Origin of the sequence: Microbacter margulisiae, assembly GCF_014192515.1 — a bacterium.
Taxonomy (GTDB): Bacteria; Bacteroidota; Bacteroidia; order Bacteroidales; family Paludibacteraceae; genus Microbacter; species Microbacter margulisiae.
Window position 1 is genome coordinate 744,792 of sequence record NZ_JACHYB010000002.1, and the last position, 19,526, is coordinate 764,317.

Here is a 19,526-nt window from a genome sequence, read left to right on the forward strand (position 1 = left end):
TTTGGCATATTCGCCTCATACTATAATCCTTATTTTATTGTTAAAGATCGGATATGTGATAATGTATATATTAAAAATAACGACATATTTAATTTATAACATACAATAACTTATCTCGGATGATGTCTAATTTTATATTTTCGTCATAATTATGAATACAATATTCCCTCCCTTTATGCTCTAATGCCTGTTGAGAACATCCCCCATTGCATATAGGCAAGATTTTACAAATCAAACATGAAGGATTATGAAATTTGGCATCCATCCTTTCATAATATTTTTTATTCCATTCTATATCACCTTTTTCTGTCAATATACCTTCCTTGCTTTCCGGAATGAAATCCCTGGCTGTACATTTGAAAACATCTCCATTATAGTTAATCGTGGCCTGATTCATCTTATCCGCATAACAAGAATTCCTGACAGTATCAATGAACTTATTATAGTTCACCACAAAATTTTGATCGTGGAAAAATTTAATGATTTGTAATATCTCTGTGTGAAGGTCTGTAGATTCTTGCCATACTTTATTAAAGGAAAAATCAATCAACTGTTTTTCGCTTGAAGATAAATCCGAGAAATCTTCAATAATCTGCGTTACATCTTCCGTTAATGTTTCCTTTGACAAGTTGATTCTGCAAGTTACTTTCATACCTGCTTGCAAGCATCGCTTAATATTTGCCACAATAAGATCATAAGATTCTTTCCCCTGGCCGATATAGCGTACCTGATTATGCCGTTTCCTATGCCCGTCCAAGGTTATTTGCCACTGAGTAACGTGTAAGTTTTTGCATGCTGACAAAATGTTGTCGTCGATCAATAAGCCGTTTGATGTAAAATCAGAATTAAATTGAATATCCCTGCTGCCTGTATATTCATGAACAAACTCAAGCATAGGAAGTATTACTTGTTTAAAATACAGCAACGGCTCACCACCAAACCAACTGACAGTAAATTGTTTAATAATTCCGTTGCTCAATTTCTTGGCAATATGTCTTTTAATTTTTTCAATAGTGTCTTTATTCATTTTTGAACCAGGAATATGCGTTTCGTAGCAGTACCAGCATTTAAAATTACAGTTCAACGTCGGATTAATAATGAGATGATAATGTTCCGAATTCCGGTCAATTGAATAAACCAAATCTTTTACTTTTTGTAATTCGTCTGTCTGTTCCGGAATACAGAAACTCTTTGCAACAAGTAAATTCCAGAAATCAGGATGAAGAGTTTCCAGCCTGTTGATATCTTCCAGAAGAGTATTACTAAACAATTCATATAGTTCCACAGTTAAAAAAATAAAGTCATCTGCTAAGGCATTATATCCGACCACATAGTGCAGATGTGGAAAAAAAATGTTATATTGACTAACCCTCATAGGACAAAATAAATTAATTGATTTACAAAATGAAAATTGATATTCATGGGTATAACACAGAACTGTTTAATACACATAATAGAGTCCATTAAAAGGGGAAGAAATCTTCCCCTTTCTTTATTCATAATTCAATTAAAAATCGAATTAATATGGACAGTTACATTTTAGCACTTATTTAAACATACTCCATTATTGGTTACCCCACTTCCTCCTTTTAATTTACTAAGCTGCTCTGTTGTTAATGAGGCAAATCCACCTTTGAAAATTCCATTTTCTTCGGAAAGCTTGGTTAACTTATTCGTTGTTTCCATAACAATAAAATATTAAACATATTAATTAATAGCGATTCATCATTAGTGTCCACTAAAACTCATTAATAGTTCTTTGAAATCCTTTTCTATCAGTATTTTCCGAGCAAATATATTGCGTGACGATTTGATTTTTTTATCTTGCCCGAAATGTAAAAAAACGGGCAATGAATACAGGAAAATATATTTTTGCACAAATGATTGAGTTTTTACCTCAACGTGTTTTTGACGGATTTGTCGCCAAGTATGAAGGCAACAAATATGTAAAACATTTCAGTTGTTGGAATCAATTGTTGGTAATGATGTTTGGTCAACTTTCAAATCGCGATAGCCTTCGGGATTTGATTTTAGCTATAGAGGCACATCGCCAGAAGAAATATCATTTGGGATTTGGAAAAAATGTTACCCGAAGTAATCTTTCCAAAGCAAATGAAAAACGTGATAGTAAAATCTTTGGAGACTATGCCTATTATTTGATTGAAATTGCCCGAAAGCGTCGGGCAAACGATAACTTTGAAATAGACGGTAAAGTTTATGCTTTTGATTCTTCGACCATTGATTTATGTTTGAATGTGTTTTGGTGGGCGAAGTTTCGTACAACAAAAGCGGGTATTAAGCTTCACACGCTCTATGACATAACAACACAGATTCCGGCATTCATTCATATTACAAACGCTACTGTAAATGACATGAATGCAATGGATGTAATTCCTTATGAATCTGGTGCGTATTATGTATTTGACCGTGGATATGTAGACTACAAAAGGCTTTATAATATCACAAAGCATACAGCTTATTTTGTGATTAGAGCCAAGAAAAATCTTCAGTTCCAGTACACTCAAATGAATCCCGTAAATGAAAGAAACGGAGTGATGAGTGATCAAATCGGTAAACTTACAGGATTTTATATATCGCAATATTATCCGGATGAAATTAGAAAAGTTGTTTATTACGACAAGGAAACAAACAGAACATTTGTTTACCTGACGAACAACATGGAACTAACTTCTGAACAGATAGCATTACTTTATAAAAACCGTTGGCAAGTAGAGTTATTCTTCAAATGGATTAAGCAACACTTAAAAATTAAGTCCTTTTGGGGGATGACAGAAAATGCTGTCAGAATACAAATATACACTGCGGTAATTTCATATTGCCTGGTTGCAATCATTGAAAATGAACTTATGATTAAACGCTCAACATATGAAGTCCTGCAGATATTAGGAATATCTCTGCTGGACAAATCACCAATTGGTGAGCTGTTTTTTAATACAGATAGAAACGATGTCAAAGAACTCTCGTCAGATCAACTGACTCTTAATTTTTTTTAGTGGACACTAATGGCGATTCATAGTTATTTATTATAGACATAGAATCATTATCGGTCTACTTTCGATTGCAATCAAAAATCTATTTTAAATACATTGATTCGCTTGTAATTGGCCACCTTACTTGCAGAATATGTACTGAAAATACAAATTATAAACAAATACAAGAATATTATTTCACTCTTTCCCGTTCATCTTCATTGCTTACATTGCGCTTTTCTACCCGGACAAGCTTATTCCCGAATCTATAGCTTACCGCCAGACGTAAATACTGCGTATCACCATAATTATCAAATGTATATCTAATATTATTTGAGAGAACAGTAGATTTTGCATGGTCTGTCCTGAACAGATCGTTTGCTGTTAACGATAAGATTAATTTTTCCTTTAACAACAGCATCTTAATCCCTGCATAGGCATACCAGGTGGCATCCACGTTGTTGTAAGCCGCTAAATAAGGGAACTCATAATAGAAACCGAGATTGAACATCAGGGTTCTTTTTTTATTGAGCATGAAATCGTTATTGGTAGTGAAGTTCCCGCTTACCTTGTGGAGTAATGGCATAGCCTCGGGTATCGTCGCTCTCTTCCGGATATAATAACAGACGGCATTGTTGTACGAGTTCCACCACCATAATTTATTAAATGTGAAGGATTCGGAAATACCTGTGCTGTAGTAATCAATGCAATTCTCCGGATAGTAACGTATCACCTGGGTGGTGGGATCAATAAAAGGAAATGTGTAGATATCCCCTGTAAAACTGCTGTACCAAAAATCATGCACGAAATGATCTGTCGTGATTGAAAAATCTACATTATTGGAAAAGGAAGGAAGCAGGAAAGGATTTCCTTCGTTGTAATCATAAGAATTCAAATACGATTTGTAAGGATTCAAATCATTATAGGCAGGACGGTTAATTCTGCGGCTGTAACTCAATGCAATAGACTTGTCACCGCCCAATTGGTAGGTCAGGTAGCAGGTGGGAAATAGCTTGAGGTAGTTATGGTTGTTTGTCTGATTCAACGTTTGGGAATAGCCCTGGGTCTCCGTGTTTTCCAACCGCAACCCGGCCTGTGCGCTCAATACCTTAGAGAGCTTCTTGCTGGCTGACAGATAGGCTGCCTGGATGTTCTCCCGATAGCGGAAGGTATTGGTTTGGTTGTTGTCCACCACCGGCTGCCCTGTCGTGTTGTCGTAAAAAATATAGTCGTTATTATTGTTGGTAAAGGATACCTCTCCGCCAAAGTCAAGGCTGGCCCATGAATAGGGTAACGTCACATCAATCTTGGCCGAATAGTTGATTACTTTTCCTTTATTCCGGTTCATATTGGCATAATAGGAACCGGGGATCATACTTTGGTCCGGATAGAGGCTGTTTCCCCAATTACTGATGGAATCATGACTGTGGTTGATAAAATAATCCAGATCAACCGTTATTTTCTTCCCCAGCGTATCGAGTTTGATCGTGCTGTTCAGATTCACGGCATGGAGATTACTATAAAAATCACTAGTTTTTGTAGTAGGCATAAACTCTTTGATTGAGTTATCTGCATTATTGTATATCGTAGTTAATATAGAGTTATTTCCACGATGATCTCTTGAAATCGTTCCGAAATACATGGCCCCGATTTCCCATCGATCGCTCATTCTATAATTAATTCCCATATCTGCATTCGCATATTTATTGATTCCACGAAAGGGAGCTGTCAATATCCATGTTTCATCGGGATAATAGATCAGGTTCTTCATCTGAAATAAATTTTTCCCGGCTCCGGTGGTAACATTAGCATACATGGACATCCTTCCCTTCTTGTAGTTAAAGTCAGCTCCGGCATTACCGCTTGGATAGGTAGCTTGTGTATAAGTGCCACGCAGATTAAGGTTCCAGGAATCCGTCCGGTTTTTCTTCAGCACAATGTTGATGATACCGCTGTTGCCTTCTGCTTCGTATTTGGCCGGTGGGGTCGTGATGACTTCTATGCTTTTGATGCTGGATGAAGGGATGGTTTTCAGGTAGCTGATCAGGTCTTGGCCGCTGAGGGGGATAACGCGGTCGTCTACCATGACCATCAGGTTACTTTTGGCTATCATGCTGATCTGGTCGTCTGTCACTTGCAGCATGGGCGTGACGCGTAAAGCGTCCAGGGCGTCGCCGCCTGTGCTGATGATGGAATTGGCGACATTGAAGACCAGCCGGTCGGGCTTGCGTTCAAACAGGTTTTGGTGACCTTCTACTACGACTTCGTGCAGCATTTGGGTGGGATCTATGAATATGTTGCCTATGTTTATATTGTGCTCCAATAGTAGCGTGGTGTCTTTCAATAGCTTTCCCCATTGCCTGACCTGCAGGTCATATCGTCCTTTTTTAATGGCTATCGTGAAGGTTCCATCGGTATCGGACAGGGCCTGTTTGACAAAGGTGCTGTCTTTCAACAGGTCTATCTCTGCGAAATCGACGCCCTGGTGGTTTGGGGTTACGACTTTGCCCCGCAATTCAACCTGGCTCCAGATCACCAGGCTATTGAATACAAAGAGCAGTAGCAAACAGCGCTTGCAGGAAAAGGGTTTTAGTAGAAGATTCATAAATATAAAAATTTACCTCATTTATTTCGATATCAAATGCACTTTTCAAACTTTAAACAGATCTGTATATATCGTGAGTTGGATGTCAAACATTCGACAACATATCGTCTTTAACTTCAAAATTTTCCATCTTCAAATTTTCAAATCTCAAATATAAATTGTAATAATCTTAAGGCCAATGTAATATTTAATATGCTCAAGCAGTACCGCTTGTAGCTTTTCTGCATCTTCAGGAGAAGGAGCTGTTTCAAAATGGCTAAGCATGGCGGCATATAATTCTGACTTTAGCCTGGAGGTGCTCAATTCATATAATATCACTTCGCTCATTTGATCCAGATCAATAGAAAAACTATACTCAAATATTTCTTTGGTGCTTACATTATGACCTCCGTTTTGTTTTTCCCTGATCATTATTTCTGGCAACAAGGTAATTTTATAGTCAAGCCCTTCCTGTTCATAGCTGTCGATTTTCCTGATTTGTTCATAAGTAAAAAGATCCCGTGCTAATAACCGGGTGGCAGTTATTTCCTCTTCTTCCAAATGTTTTGCATACCATTCGATCAACTCATCATTCTCATCTTTTGTAAATCGAAAATCAAACTTTTGACTCCAATCAGGGATGGTAAGATCAAAAAGAGTTTTAATCCATTCCGGATGATGATACCAGCAATACTGCAACATCTTATAACATGTCCAAGCATCTCTTTTGAATACGCCTATTAAATGCAGGTATCTCCTGTTATCGGGTACAGCGTCAAAATCGCCAAAACCTGTATACTCATTGTCTCCAATATCCCCGTTGATCAATACATCAATCGTTTTTTCCTCGGAATCAGCACACTCACAAAATAGAACCTGCTCAAAAAATACATTAAAGTTGAATAAATTGATTTTATCCCAGATCTGACTATTTTGATAAACAAAATCAGACGAGAGCCGGCTGTAACGTTTAAAGAAACTGACATCATTTCCACCAACAATGCCCATGTTATAAGCTAAATTATTACGTCCCTGATGAAAGCTTTCCATTTGTTCGGGTAAATATTCCAGATTCGGATATATTTTATCCCACATGACCCGGTAATAGGTTGTCGTAAACTCCCTGTTCTGTGCAATAAGTGGGGAATTAATAAATTCTTCAGGAAAAGGTTCAAAGATAAAAACATCACCATCCACATGCAGGAATGGTTCTTTTTGCATGGAGTATGTTTTTATTTTAGCCATTGCCCAAAGATCGTTGGGTAAATTATTGAGTTCATCGAGTATGACATGGACTTTTGTGTATGGAAGATGTAATTTGCAAATTAAAATATCATACCCGAACTCGTCCGTATAAAGTTCTACGTCATTATAATATTTCACTAATTGATGGCAACTCAGCATCCATCCCAGCCAATGGAATTTATAGTCTAACCAACCATAGCTGTTTTGAATGCTTTTATGTTGACCTCCCCAAAATGATTGAATAACTTTCATGCAAAATGCTTTTAATGAGACTTAGATTATATAGACGCTTTATTATCTATATACTTACAACTGATTTATGTTGTAAAATTTACCGATTTAATATCTTTCTATCAGATTCATGGCATATAATCAAAAATGAATAACCGTACCTTCCATATCAAATTACATTTTAGCCTGATATAAAAACTGATTTACGGAATATCCACATTTATGGTAAATATGGCACCACTATCGTTTGTCACTACCAATATATAAGTCCCGCTCGTCCATCCGGCAGTATTTATCGCCATCGATGAATCTACAGAACCAATCATACTGGTTTCGTAAACAATATTATTGAAGCTATCTACTAGAGAAATAGTCACATACCCACAGTTAGCAGTAAACTCAACAGTAATAACAGAACCATCTTGAGAAACAAGACAGGGAGTGTAAATTTGAGTTGATTGTGTTTTAATTGGAGGATTAGGATTTGTAGGATCATCCCCTCGAGATGATTCGGGATAAATCATCAACAAGACAATAATCAATATTGGAAATAAAAAAGATTTGTAGGTTTTCACTGTGAAACTATAAATTAGAATAAATAACTTTCGAAGAAAACCATACAACATGACTATCAATTATTATTGTAGTAATTCTTATACCATTTTCTTTGCAGGATAAAATTACAGGCTATCCTTCAGATAACCCAAATTATCCTGTAAACAAATCATACTAATTTACACACAATTAACACTCTTGCATCACATTATATTTCAGCAACATAACACAATAAATGACATTCCTGCATACTAATCGGAAAAAATGACATTTACAGATATAAAAAACAGGGCTAAAATTTGGCGAGAAAATCGGTTAATTCAGCTTCGTGGTCAAGGTGCAGCTTTTTCCTAAGATTTGTCCGTTTGACATTGTAGGAACCTGGTTGAAGATGAAGGGTGGTATAGATAGTAACATTATCAAAACCGGCCAGCAGAAAACAGCAAATCAGAATTTCATTTTCCAAAAGATCAGGAAAGAAATCCATCAATCGTTTGGATATATTATTATAAAGTAAATCTACATTTTCGACCACATCTTTTATGATTTGATCAATAGTTTCCTGATCTGTGTCATCAAGAAGGTGAGTGGACATCCTATCCTCAGGAAACCTGACTTTTGCAGATTCTCTCATCTTGCGTCTTAATTTAGAAAGAGCCTTTAAGGCATTTTGTTGTGCATTGATCTGTTTTTGCAGTGTTGCAACTCTTTCTTCTGCGTGAAGAGCCAATTCTTTTTCTTTACTGGTCAATAAACGCTGCTGCTCCAACATTTTCTCATTTTGTTTATTTCTAAAAAGAGAAAAAACAATTCCGCCTATGCTTATAATCAACAACAGGAAAAGAATGGCAATATGACTCTGCTGATTCTTGATAATCAGTGATTTATTTTGAGAAATGACATTTTTGTAATGATATTTCTTCTCCACCCCGGCAAAGCTTTCCGATAAGGAATGTTTATACAGTGAATCTTTAGCAGTTACCAGCCTGTCGGTATAATAAATAACAGCATTCCATTGTTTTTGTTTAGCACCAATATTGATTAGGGTTTGATAATATTCAGAAGCCATTTCGTGTGGATTCTCACATTTTCTCAAATAAAAACCAGCAGAATCAAGCTGATTGAGTTTATTAAAAACCATTGCCAAATCAATCATTTTACTATAGTTGTATATGTCAGAGCTTGATGTTGACAACCTGGCAAAATGAAGTGCTTGATGATACTTTTTCAAACAATAATATGTCAGGCATTGCTGCCGATGAATAGAAGAAATTAAAAAGGGCTCTTTTGTTGAACACTCTTTTAATGCCAAATTATAATATGATAATGCACTCTGATACTGTTTTGCCAGATAGTAACTGTAGCCTATTACTAATAGGCTGACAATAGAATTTCTTTGATCTCCTGCTTTTTTCAGATTGGAATATGCCAAAAGATTATAATGTAGCATACTATCCACTTGGTTTTGATCCTGGTACATTTTGGCTTTATCTCCATAAACAAAGCCAAGCAGTTTGTTATTACAGCTTTGAGTAGCGTATGTCTGGGCTTTAAGCAACGCTGCTGCCTGACCTTCGCTATTTCCGCGATTTTCATCCACACGGGCCATGTAGAACCATGCATATCCTGCACGGACTGGATCGTTTACTCTGTAATAATGTGTGGCGATACGGATAAGGGAGTCAGATTGTACTTCAATATTACATTTGTCGAGTGCTTGGCTCATCAACAGGGCATACCATGCGTGATCGGAAGAGGAGAGCTGCCGGAGGTTTCTGATATGCCGTAATGTTATCAGGGCGCTTTCAGGATATGCATCCATCAGGCTGTCGGCTTTGGCAAGCAAGACTTTGTCCTGTGGTGGAGTGTGTCCACAGGCTGTAAGCAATAGAACAGGCAAAAGAAAGGAAAGGAAACGGCGCATACTTTCTTGCAATAAAAACAATATCTTCAGGACTTGTTTTAACTGGCTAAAGATACAAAATAGATAAATACGAAATCCCGTTTTCTCAAAAAGCAGCAACTTTACATTGCATTTTTTTAGCTATTATATGTCATTAAATATCTGCATGCTACAAATAGCCATTTTAGAAAAAACTTTACAGTTTATAAATGACAGGGAGAATGTATTAAAATTTCTTTCTTTTTCCAACCGCTGTCTACTTGACCATTCTCTTCAGATTTCCATTGTCCATTGTCAACTGAATCGGTTATTCTGTTATTTGATTGTAACCAAACTAACCGGATGACTTAGAGTTATCCGGTCAGTAAAAGAGCAGATCAGAAAAAAATTCGTGCGTTCTTATCTTTTTATTTTCTTTCTGTTCTTTCCTACACCACCAATTTCATTACGGCAGGAGTATAGTCGGTATTGCCGGTTGGCGTAATGGCAGCCACCCTGAAGTAATACCTCGTAGCCACTGTCAGTTCGGTTAACTGGAGGTAAGCCTGGGTGCTGTATCCCACAATTCCCCATCCTGCTTCCGTCTCGGGCAGTTTGTCCTTTGCCATTTGCCAAATGTAAGCGCGGGATTTGGGTATTGCCTTTGCCACCAAATTGATAGCACCTGAGTTGTCACCGTCAATGGCTGCCAAAACCGGCTTTTGAATGGAAGCGGGCTGTTTTGAAGTGTGAAACCCGGCACTCAGGATAGCCGTTTCGTCTCCATTGGCAATCCGGTTGACATAAGCCGCCGTAAGGCGGAGATCATGATCAACTACTTCTTCGGCATCGTACATGGCCGAGATTGCCGTATGACTCCCGTCTTTGGATGCCAGATAAGCAGTATTAAAGGTATCTATAGCTGTTTTGAGCTCCGGGAGAGGTACATCTGGTTCGGGAAACAGGCTACTTCCGGTCAGCTTATCATACACATTGTAGTAAAATGTAATCTTTGCCGGAATCGGATATTGGATAAAATCCAAAAGCGCTTTTACTTTTTTCATTGTTATAAAGTTAATAGTAAATTAATTATGTATGAACGCACGATAAATCGATGTATGCCATCAGAAGGGTTATCCCGTTTATTCAACATCCGATCCGCCTTCCAAAATTGCTCCCCGCGGAAAGAATATGGAATTTGTTGTGTCGGATATTCTATCCGTTGTATCCAATATGGAATCTGTTGTGTTGAATGTTTGATTCGCTCTGTCGGATATTGAATTCTACGTATTGAATATGGAATTCGTCGTGTCGGATATTCTATTCGCCGTATCCAATATGGAATCTGTTGTGTTGAATATTCGGCTCGTCGTATGGAATATTTGATTCGCTCTGTCGAATATTGGATGCTACGTGTGAAATATAGAATTCGTCGTACCAAATATTCTATCCGTCGTATCCAATATGGAATCCGATGTGTCCAATATTCGACATATCGTATGGGAGATAGAATTCGTTCTATTGAATATTTAATCCGCCGGGTAAGAAAATAAGTAGCGCTCATAGTATTTGATTTTGAATGGGTGAGCGCTGCAAAGTAAAGAATAATAACAGAGTTGGGCTGTACAGTTCAAAAAAACGGATATATTAACTTTGCGTTATTTAACGATTCGCATCTTATTAATATCCAATCAAATACAGGCTTTTGAAAATGTAAGCATATTAACTGGTCAAAAAACCCTATAAATTGCCCTGAAAAGGAGCCTGTTTTTTGGCAAGAAATGAAGAGAGATCCTCATTTTTATCCAGTTCCAGTTTCTCCCTGATCTTCGACCGGAACACATAAAGCGATTCTTTTTTGATGTTGAGCAATGCCACAATGAGCGACACCTCGAACCCGGCATGGATGAGGCAACAGAGCAGCATCTCGGTAGCATTGAGATTGGAAGGATGCGACAACAAATAATCATACAACTGGGGATAAATGACCTGAATGCAGGCCATGATACGGTCGCGCAGTTCTATGCGGGTGGCGGCCTGCATCTGGCGGACGGACGGGGAATTACCGGCGGTTTTATCGGATAAATATCCGGTTAAGCGGGTTGTCCGGTAAAATTCCAGCGTTTCAATGATAGTCTGTTGTAGCTTAAGTTGCTGCAAGGTAAGACGATTGTTTTCCTGTTCGCGGGCAATCAATGCATTTTTTTGTTCCAGCTCCTTTTGCCGGGCCCTATATTTGTGATATTGCAACAGGGAGACAACAATCAGGACGATAACCGTCAACAGCAACAGGTACACTTTGCCATGCTGGTTTTCGATAATAAGGCGATCGTTTTCGGCAATAAAGCGTTCATAGTTATATTTCCTCTCCAGACCGTACAAACTTTGCTCAAGCATGCTGTCCCGGAGCGAATCTTTGGCCATGGTTACCCGTTCGGCGTAATAGAGTGCCCTGTCCGGATGACCCTCCTGTTTTTCGACCTGTTGCCAGAGGTGGAAATATTCGGGGGCCAATTCGTGCGGATCGGGACAACGGGCCAGGCATAGCCTGGCGGAGTCCGCTTGGCCTGTTTTCAGATATCGTGCAGCCAGTGATAACCATCTTTTATAGTCGTGTGGCCCGGGTTTTCGTTTCGTTATGAACAGTTTATGCGGTGCAGCCGTTTTATCGGTGTTATGCTGTATCCGCCCGTTTTTCCGGAAAAACAATACGTTGTCCGGCCACACAATATCCCCGCAGCCGGCTACGAATAAAAAACATACAATAAGAAAAATCCTGTAATACATATCGCTAAAAAGATTGAAGGACTGAAGGTTCCAACTTCTTTAACTTCGGAACGTCTCATCCTCTTTAACTTCAAATTTTCATTGTCAATGGTCATGTTTTAAAGATCTCAGAGCTAACGCTCCTTTGTCATGGGTGGAATATATATTCCTACGAAAATCACAGGGCTAACGCCCCTATAGATTGAAGGATTGAAGGATTGAAGGATTGAAGGATTGAGGGACCTGACCCCTCAAATTTATAAATCCGACATGACGGGGGTATTTGATTTCCAACCCTCCGCTCCGCTCGTCCCCTTTCACCAAAGGGGACAGGATACACTTGAGAATAATATTTTAGTAACCAGGGATATTCAGACCTCTCCCTAAATCCCTCTCCAAAGTAGAGAGACTTTCCTGATTGCCAGTCCTTCCATGTATAGGGGCGTTAGCCCTGATATCTTCGTAGAAAACAATATCCATTACATCACAATAGCCGCGTAGCGGTGACATCTTTAATTCCTGATAATTTGTAATCCAGCCCTCACATAAATGAAACAGATCACAGGGCTAACGCCCCTATAGATTGAAGGATTGAGGGATTGAAGGATTGAGGGACCTGACCCGTCAAATTTATAAATCCGACATGACGGAGGTATTTGATTTCCAACCCTCCGCTCCGCTCGTCCCCTTTCACCAAAGGGGACAGGATAACACTTGAGAATAATATTTTAGTAACCACGAACATTCAGACCTCTCCCTAAATCCCTCTCCAAAGTAGAGAGACTTTCCTGACTCGTCGGATTTGTAAATTCGACATGACGGGAGGAGCGTAGCTCTGGCACCTTCGTAGAAAACAATATCCATTACATCAAAATAGCCGCGTAGCGGTGACATCTTTAATTCCTGATAATTTGGCAATCCAGCCCTCACATAAATGAAACAGATCACAGGGCTAACGCCCCTATAGATTGAAGGATTGAAGGATTGAAGGATTGAGGGACCTGGCCCGTCAAATTTATAAATCCGACATGACGGGGGTATTTGATTTCCAACCCCTCCGCTCCGCTCGTCCCCTTTCACCAAAGGGGACAGGATACACTTGAGAATAATATTTTAGTAACCAGGGATATTCAGACCTCTCCCTAAATCCCTCTCCAAAGTAGAGAGACTTTCCTGATTGCCAGTCCTTCCATGTATAGGGGCGTTAGCCCTGATATCTTCGTAGAAAACAATATCCATTACATCACAATAGCCGCGTAGCGGTGACATCTTTAATTCCTGATAATTTGTAATCCAGCCCTCACATAAATGAAACAGATCACAGGGCTAACGCCCCTATAGATTGAAGGATTGAAGGATTGAAGAATTGAAGGATTGAGGGACCTGACCCGTCAAATTTATAAATCCGACATGACGGGGGTATTTGATTTCCAACCCTCCGCTCCACTCGTCCCCTTTCACCAAAGGGGACAGGATACACTTGAGAATAATATTTTAGTAACCAGGGATATTCAGACCTCTCCCTAAATCCCTCTCCAAAGTAGAGAGACTTTCCTGATTGCCAGTCCTTCCATGTATAGGGGCGTTAGCCCTGATATCTTCGTAGAAAACAATATCCATTACATCACAATAGCCGCGTAGCGGTGACATCTTCCAATCATTTATAATTTGTGAATCCAGACACACGCAATAATTAAACAGATTACTTGCATTGTCAATTGAATAGATCTTTCTGCAGTTTCATTATTCAGTCATTTTGTTATTCAGTTGTGTCTGAGAAAAGCATAAAAAAAGAGAACCGGCAACAAATAACTTCATCGCCGGCTCTCATGATCCCCACAACCAAAGGCTATACTTTGTGAATGGATGTGATGTGCGGATCTCCCTGCAAAGGTTTATAGATAGTTACCATTGCGGCTTCGTTTGCTGCTCCGGGATAAACGCCTTTTGCATTGCAGAAAAACTGGTAATTTGTTCCAGCCACAACCTGCGATGCATAAGCCAGGGGGCTATAAGTTACACCTACAAATCCTGCAAAGGATTTTTTGAATACATCCAGTACATCAGCTGGAATTTGTGTGCTAAAAGGAGTCCATCCTCCTACTGCTGCTTCCATAATCTTTTATTTTTTAATCCCCTACTCGTATGGTTTTTCAGGTTACACCCCGTTTTTTCAAGCGGTTTCTGGCCTCCGCCATGTACGTAAAAGTTCACTATAAACAGCACAAACTGTGTGTTACGAATGTCTATTTGCCTGACAGAAGAATATATCCAGGGATACCATCAAAATGGATTCCATTTAAAAAAGCCGATGCTTTCCCCGGTGGCATTATCAATCACTTGGAAGCACAGGGAGCAACGCCATGTAATGGCAGAGCGGACAGTGACCACCTGATTCGCGTATCGGGTGACCGTTCCGGTTGAGATGCCATCTCCCGGCGCAGGCAAATAATTGTCCACTTGTGTGGAATCGTACTCGGACCAGCTGCTCCGCACCTTGTAGAAAAACAGTGAGTGATTGAAATTGTTGGCAAACGAGGTAATCGACCACCGAATGGTGTAATCCTGCTGCGGATTAATCAGCAAATCCGACAATTGTTTCTTGTTGTCAATCGGACCGTATGGAGAAAGCATAACAAGATAAACATCGGTCCGGCGATACGAATTTAACGAGGTAGGCCAACGCATCGAGCCGCATTTCACAGAACCATCACTGACTTGCCGGGCTAAAGCTGCCGCATCGACTGCAATTAAAATATTGATAGTTGGCATAGTTCAAACGTTACGTGAAAAGAATAAGTTACGGACTCGCATAAATATCCAAAGCAGGAGGCCGGAATCACCGGCTCCTCTTTTGGATAAAGGAATTCACATCAATGAACGTTAATGAATGGATCCCAGGCAAAGTAGCCGATAATCGACCCTTTAGCATTATCATACAACTGGAATGACAGAAAATATTGTATCCTGACTTCAACCCTTGCCACGTTTGCCTGGGCAGTGACAACCTGGTTGATATATTTTGTGATATTCCCGATGGAGCCGCCGGTACCCGGTGCAGGGAGGTAGTTTTTAGTCTGTGAAGAGTTATAGCTCATCATATTCATCGCATCGGCAGGATTGAATCGCCCGTTATAAAGGAATACGGAGTGATCGAAGTTATTGGTAAATGAGGTGATGGCCCATTGGATAGTATCCCCTCCGTTACATTTGATTTCCAGTTCCGACTTACCCTGTGAAGTATTGTCCACATTTCCGCTTTGCGTAATCATTGCAATATAAACATCGGATTGGTCATAAGACCCCAGGTTGGTAGGATTATCCTTTGTCCCTGGTTTGAGGGAACCATCTGCTACTTGTTGGGCTAATTTTGCAGCATCCACTGCGATTAAAACATTAATAGTTGCCATAATGATATGAGTTGAAGTTTCCTACTCGTAAAGCTTTTCGGTATTCGCTCTTTTTTTCACGCAACCAACTCCTTTTCAGAATCGGACACGCCCGCCTATTACAGCCTGTGCAATGATATCGGGAAAAGTAAGTATTTTTGTTGCGGCTTCTCTGGGTTTGTTAAACTTCAATTTTTGGTTCACTTTGTTGTGTGGCACTCACAGGGAGGCCATTTTTTGTTTTACAGGGTTGCAAGCCCCGTAAATAACAAGGGAGGCTCTTTGATGTATCGAAAAAAAGAGCTGTTTGCCTGAAGAGATGTATCTCTGTGGGTATCCTTTCGGATGATACGGGACAATGGAGAAAAGGTAAGAGCGGCATCACGCCGCTCCGGATTTACCAATCAAAAAAGCATCAATTATCCCACATGCCCAATGGTAATGGGAGGAGGAGTTTGCGAAACAGGGTTAGGGTTTACTACTGGAGGTTGAGGTGGATCGTCTGCAAACAGGACGCCACAGTAAAGAAGCAGGGCTACAACCATGACTCCTTTTTTCCAAAATGAGCGGTTTGTTTTCATACTAAAAGAATTTTGTTGTTAAAGATGCTCTGAAATTCACATGTCAATACAAGGATGTAGTTGCATGCCCATTTCTGTTATTTGATTTATTTCAAAGTAATATAAAAAAAATCAGAACAGAGACAAATATCATCAGGAAGGCACCTTAACTTTAAGGATAATTAAGCACAAACAAACAACTCACAATGAATGAATTATGCAATCAAACAAGCTTCTTCTACCTTAGGTTTTTTGCCTATAGGGTGGAATCAGGGTTTTATGGTAAAAAAATGGAGTGATTCAGTACATTAGATTTCAGAACTAACGTTCTTTTTTTTCTTTTACAGCTTCGGCGGTTTTTTTTATTGGCAGCTGCATTCCATAATCCTTTGGTTGAAGCCGGGATAGGGATTTTTCCTACTATCCTCCGGCTAAAGCAGGAGACAAACCAAACAGGACTGAAGATTTGAGGAACTGAGGGTTATAACTTCTCTAACTTATTTAATTTCATCTGTTTATAATTTTTTTTATTGGTCAGATGGAACTCGCACATACACATTTCTTTGTGTGTCATGCTTTATTTGTCGTGCTCGTTTCATGTTGTTTTATCGGTTATTCTGTTATTAACATTGGGGACAACGCTTGATCATCATGTTTTGGTAACCATGGCAGCCTTTGCTTGATTGTCAGATTGTTCTGCCCTTCTGATGAAGGAAAGTACCCGGAACGGGGGTAAGATTAGATCATTCTATTATTCGGTCATTTAATTGGGGATAGGGTTAAATTTTTTTTAACCCCGTCACTTCTGATTTATAAATTCGACGGGTCAGGGTCATCATTGTGCCAACTGATTTAATATTACAATGCTCTGCATCTTCCTGGCGACATCGTATCATCTCATTCTGCTACAAATATTGAGCGGCTCTGCCGCGAGGGAAGGAAAAGGAAATTTGAAAACAGGATTTATGCCATACGAAAACACATTACGTCTCGTCGGATGTATAAATCCGGCGGGTCAGGCCCGCCTAAAGATAGAAGGAATGGAGGAATGAGTAAAAAAACAAGAGTTTAAAGAGAACAACGGACAAAAGCGTAAAGTGGAATAGGTCTAATATCGAAGGTCTAAAGACAAACAAATAAACAGCAGATCGAAAGGCGAAGGCCTAAAATCAACCTGTTATGGGAATTTTGGATGAACCGGTTTCCCGATTCTTCAGTTCTTCTTTACCTTCCTGTAACTTCAGACCTTTTCTTCTCCCTGATCTGTACAAACATGGGAAAGAAAGGTAACCAAATTGATTTTATTGCTTAGATTCAGCTTCTTGCGGATCGTGGAACGGGTGACGTTAATAGCATTTTCTGAAGTGCCCAGTACACCGGCAATTTGGGACGAGGTAAAATGTACCTGAATAAGCATAAGAATGTGAATTTCATGCTGGGTTAGTATCGGGAAACGGGTTTGAAGCTTTACGCCAATATCGTTGTAACAGGCTTCAATATTGCTTAACACCTCTTCTAATTGAGGTTGATTCAATCCGGGTACACAAGCATCTTCTGTCTGTTGTTCCGGAAGCTGAAGACCGGCCAATACATTTTGCCTGAACGTATCGATTTTATGCTGTAACACATTTTGCAGGTGCTGCTGTTTTTCCATCAATTGTGTCCGTTCTTTTTGATGATTGATGATGACCTGTTGTTGTGCCAGCTCTTTTTTCTTCCGGTTCAGGTAAAACAGCAGGAAGAAAGAGAGGATGAAAAGCAACGCCACAAGCACCATAAGCAGCAGGTTCATCTTTTGTTGGTTGGCAGCCGCCAGTTTACTGTTTTCCGCCACCATCCGCTGGTAGTTGTACTTCTTTTCCAACCCGGCAAAACTTTCTTTCAGGGCCAGCCGATTTAGCGAATCTTTAGCGATGGAGACTTTATTGGCATAGTGAAGCGCTAGCGGGAGATTTCCCTTCTTTTCATACAAGATTTCCCATAGTCGGTAATAGTCGGGAGCCATTTCATGAGGATCTTTGCACTTGAGCAGGTAGAACCGTGCAGAGTCCGGTTCATTGATTTGAAGGTAAGTCATAGCGATATCAAACCATTTACTATAATCAAAAGCATCGGACACTTCGGAAGCCAACCTGAAATAGTGTAGCGCTTGGGAATAATTCTTTTTATAAAAAAATGTCAGCCCTGTTTCCCTGTTAATGGATGACCTGACAAGGGTATCCTGCAAAAAAACGGCCTGCTTTCCGGCATATTGGTAATACACCAGAGCGCTGTCGAATTCCCTTTTTAAGTAATGCGTATATCCTATGCTTAATAAGTTCACCACTTCATTACGTCGACTTATGCCCTGTTTAAATGAATAATAAGCCTGATGAAAATAAAATAATGAACTATCCAGTTGCCATTGTTCCTGAAACTCCCGTGCTTTGTCCCCGTAAATCAATCCGCGGAGTGCATAGTCCCGACTCTGCAGGGCATACTGTTGGGCTTTCAGCAGGGAGGTGGCGCGCCCTTCAGCGTTGCCCCGGTGTTCATCCACGCGGGCCATGTAGAACCAGGCATATCCCGCACAAACGGGGTTATCCTCGCCGTAATAATGTGTGGCGATGCGGATAAGTGAGTCGGATTGCACATGGATATTGCATTTATCAAGCGCCCGGCTCATCAACAGGGCATACCATGCATGATCGGGAGAGGAGAGCTGCCGTACATTTCTGATTTGCCGTAATGCCATCAGAGCGACTGGAGGATTTGTTCCCATCAGGCTGTCGGCTTTGGCAAGCAAGACTTTGTCCTGTGGTGGAGTGTGTCCACAGGCTGTAAGCAATAGAACAGGCAAAAGAAAGGAAAGGAAACGGCGCATACTTTCTTGCAATAAAAACAATATCTTCAGGACTTGTTTTAACTGGCTAAAGATACAAAATAAATAAATACAAAATTGAGCCTTGTAAAACAACAACAACTTTGTGTTACATTTTTTGTTTTTTTGGGCATTTGCATATCAATTCATTGCAAATTATCTATGCCCGGCAATCCTAAAAGTGGAAAGGATAAACGGTTGGTTTACTTTCTGGCCCCTTACCATACATCATTGCCGTAGTTGTTCGTCTTTTGACTAATTTATTAGTTAATTATTTCAAAAGCTATTGCATTGCCTAACTTTTTAGTCATATATTTGTCGAGGGTTAGCTATACAACAGAATGTATAATCCGATTAAAGCAGTATTGATTAAAAAGCGTATGTAATAGATAATAAAGAAATAAAGTCAATTACCGGAGGGATTAAAATCTTATTTCGGATAAGAGATTCTCCCTTAGTAGCAG

The 19,526-nt window shown here is 39.6% G+C and carries 18 protein-coding genes; 1 reads left to right on the forward strand and 17 read right to left on the reverse strand.

Annotation, left to right across the window (positions count from 1 at the left end; translation table 11 throughout):
* Window positions 1-88 precede the first annotated feature (88 nt).
* Together FHX64_RS12110 and FHX64_RS12115 are read right to left on the reverse strand one after the other, a co-directional pair.
* Window positions 89-1,375 (reverse strand): radical SAM/SPASM domain-containing protein, encoded by a 1,287-nt coding sequence (locus FHX64_RS12110; RefSeq protein WP_183414095.1) that lies wholly within the window; start codon window positions 1,373-1,375, stop codon window positions 89-91.
* 164 nt (window positions 1,376-1,539) lie between these two features.
* Window positions 1,540-1,686, reverse strand: coding sequence for a hypothetical protein (locus tag FHX64_RS12115; RefSeq protein WP_183414096.1), 147 nt, complete (start codon window positions 1,684-1,686; stop codon window positions 1,540-1,542).
* A 164-nt stretch (window positions 1,687-1,850) separates the two neighbouring features.
* On the opposite strand from FHX64_RS12115, the gene FHX64_RS12120 reads away from it, so the two are divergent.
* Window positions 1,851-3,014 carry an IS4 family transposase gene (locus FHX64_RS12120; protein WP_183414097.1) on the forward strand — a complete coding sequence of 388 codons (1,164 nt, stop codon included), beginning with the start codon at window positions 1,851-1,853 and terminating at the stop codon, window positions 3,012-3,014.
* Window positions 3,015-3,183: 169 nt separating this feature from the next.
* Here the strand turns inward: FHX64_RS12120 and FHX64_RS12125 are convergent, their stop codons facing one another.
* The 15 genes from FHX64_RS12125 to FHX64_RS12195 form a co-directional block, all read right to left on the reverse strand.
* Entirely contained in the window at window positions 3,184-5,595 is a 2,412-nt protein-coding gene (locus tag FHX64_RS12125; protein WP_183414098.1) for an outer membrane beta-barrel protein, read from the reverse strand.
* A 147-nt stretch (window positions 5,596-5,742) separates the two neighbouring features.
* On the reverse strand, window positions 5,743-7,071 hold the full coding sequence (locus tag FHX64_RS12130; protein ID WP_183414099.1) for a DUF6734 family protein: 1,329 nt from the start codon (window positions 7,069-7,071) through the stop codon (window positions 5,743-5,745).
* A 182-nt stretch (window positions 7,072-7,253) separates the two neighbouring features.
* Window positions 7,254-7,625 carry a DUF3244 domain-containing protein gene (locus tag FHX64_RS12135; RefSeq protein WP_183414100.1) on the reverse strand — a complete coding sequence of 124 codons (372 nt, stop codon included), beginning with the start codon at window positions 7,623-7,625 and terminating at the stop codon, window positions 7,254-7,256.
* 272 nt (window positions 7,626-7,897) lie between these two features.
* The gene (locus FHX64_RS12140; protein ID WP_183414101.1) at window positions 7,898-9,529 is read right to left on the reverse strand and encodes a hypothetical protein; all 1,632 of its coding nucleotides are present in this window, start codon (window positions 9,527-9,529) and stop codon (window positions 7,898-7,900) included.
* A 407-nt stretch (window positions 9,530-9,936) separates the two neighbouring features.
* Complete coding sequence (locus tag FHX64_RS12145) at window positions 9,937-10,551, reverse strand: hypothetical protein (RefSeq protein WP_183414102.1); 615 nt, start codon at window positions 10,549-10,551, stop codon at window positions 9,937-9,939.
* A gap of 2 nt (window positions 10,552-10,553) precedes the next feature.
* A complete protein-coding gene (locus FHX64_RS12150) occupies window positions 10,554-11,051 on the reverse strand; it encodes a hypothetical protein (protein WP_183414103.1) in 498 nt (165 codons plus the stop codon).
* Window positions 11,052-11,227: 176 nt separating this feature from the next.
* Window positions 11,228-12,274 (reverse strand): hypothetical protein, encoded by a 1,047-nt coding sequence (locus FHX64_RS12155; RefSeq protein WP_183414104.1) that lies wholly within the window; start codon window positions 12,272-12,274, stop codon window positions 11,228-11,230.
* A 333-nt stretch (window positions 12,275-12,607) separates the two neighbouring features.
* Window positions 12,608-12,763 (reverse strand): hypothetical protein, encoded by a 156-nt coding sequence (locus FHX64_RS12160; protein ID WP_183414105.1) that lies wholly within the window; start codon window positions 12,761-12,763, stop codon window positions 12,608-12,610.
* Window positions 12,764-13,366: 603 nt separating this feature from the next.
* The gene (locus tag FHX64_RS12165; protein WP_183414105.1) at window positions 13,367-13,522 is read right to left on the reverse strand and encodes a hypothetical protein; all 156 of its coding nucleotides are present in this window, start codon (window positions 13,520-13,522) and stop codon (window positions 13,367-13,369) included.
* Window positions 13,523-13,747: 225 nt separating this feature from the next.
* The gene (locus FHX64_RS12170; protein ID WP_183414105.1) at window positions 13,748-13,903 is read right to left on the reverse strand and encodes a hypothetical protein; all 156 of its coding nucleotides are present in this window, start codon (window positions 13,901-13,903) and stop codon (window positions 13,748-13,750) included.
* A gap of 199 nt (window positions 13,904-14,102) precedes the next feature.
* A complete protein-coding gene (locus tag FHX64_RS12175; RefSeq protein ID WP_183414106.1) occupies window positions 14,103-14,369 on the reverse strand; it encodes a hypothetical protein in 267 nt (88 codons plus the stop codon).
* A gap of 167 nt (window positions 14,370-14,536) precedes the next feature.
* Entirely contained in the window at window positions 14,537-15,025 is a 489-nt protein-coding gene (locus FHX64_RS12180; RefSeq protein ID WP_183414107.1) for an AidA/PixA family protein, read from the reverse strand.
* 101 nt (window positions 15,026-15,126) lie between these two features.
* Window positions 15,127-15,663, reverse strand: coding sequence for an AidA/PixA family protein (locus FHX64_RS12185; protein ID WP_183414108.1), 537 nt, complete (start codon window positions 15,661-15,663; stop codon window positions 15,127-15,129).
* Window positions 15,664-16,061: 398 nt separating this feature from the next.
* Window positions 16,062-16,223 (reverse strand): hypothetical protein, encoded by a 162-nt coding sequence (locus FHX64_RS12190; RefSeq protein ID WP_183414109.1) that lies wholly within the window; start codon window positions 16,221-16,223, stop codon window positions 16,062-16,064.
* Window positions 16,224-17,442: 1,219 nt separating this feature from the next.
* On the reverse strand, window positions 17,443-19,065 hold the full coding sequence (locus FHX64_RS12195) for a LuxR C-terminal-related transcriptional regulator (RefSeq protein WP_183414110.1): 1,623 nt from the start codon (window positions 19,063-19,065) through the stop codon (window positions 17,443-17,445).
* Between the last annotated feature and the right edge of the window lie 461 nt (window positions 19,066-19,526).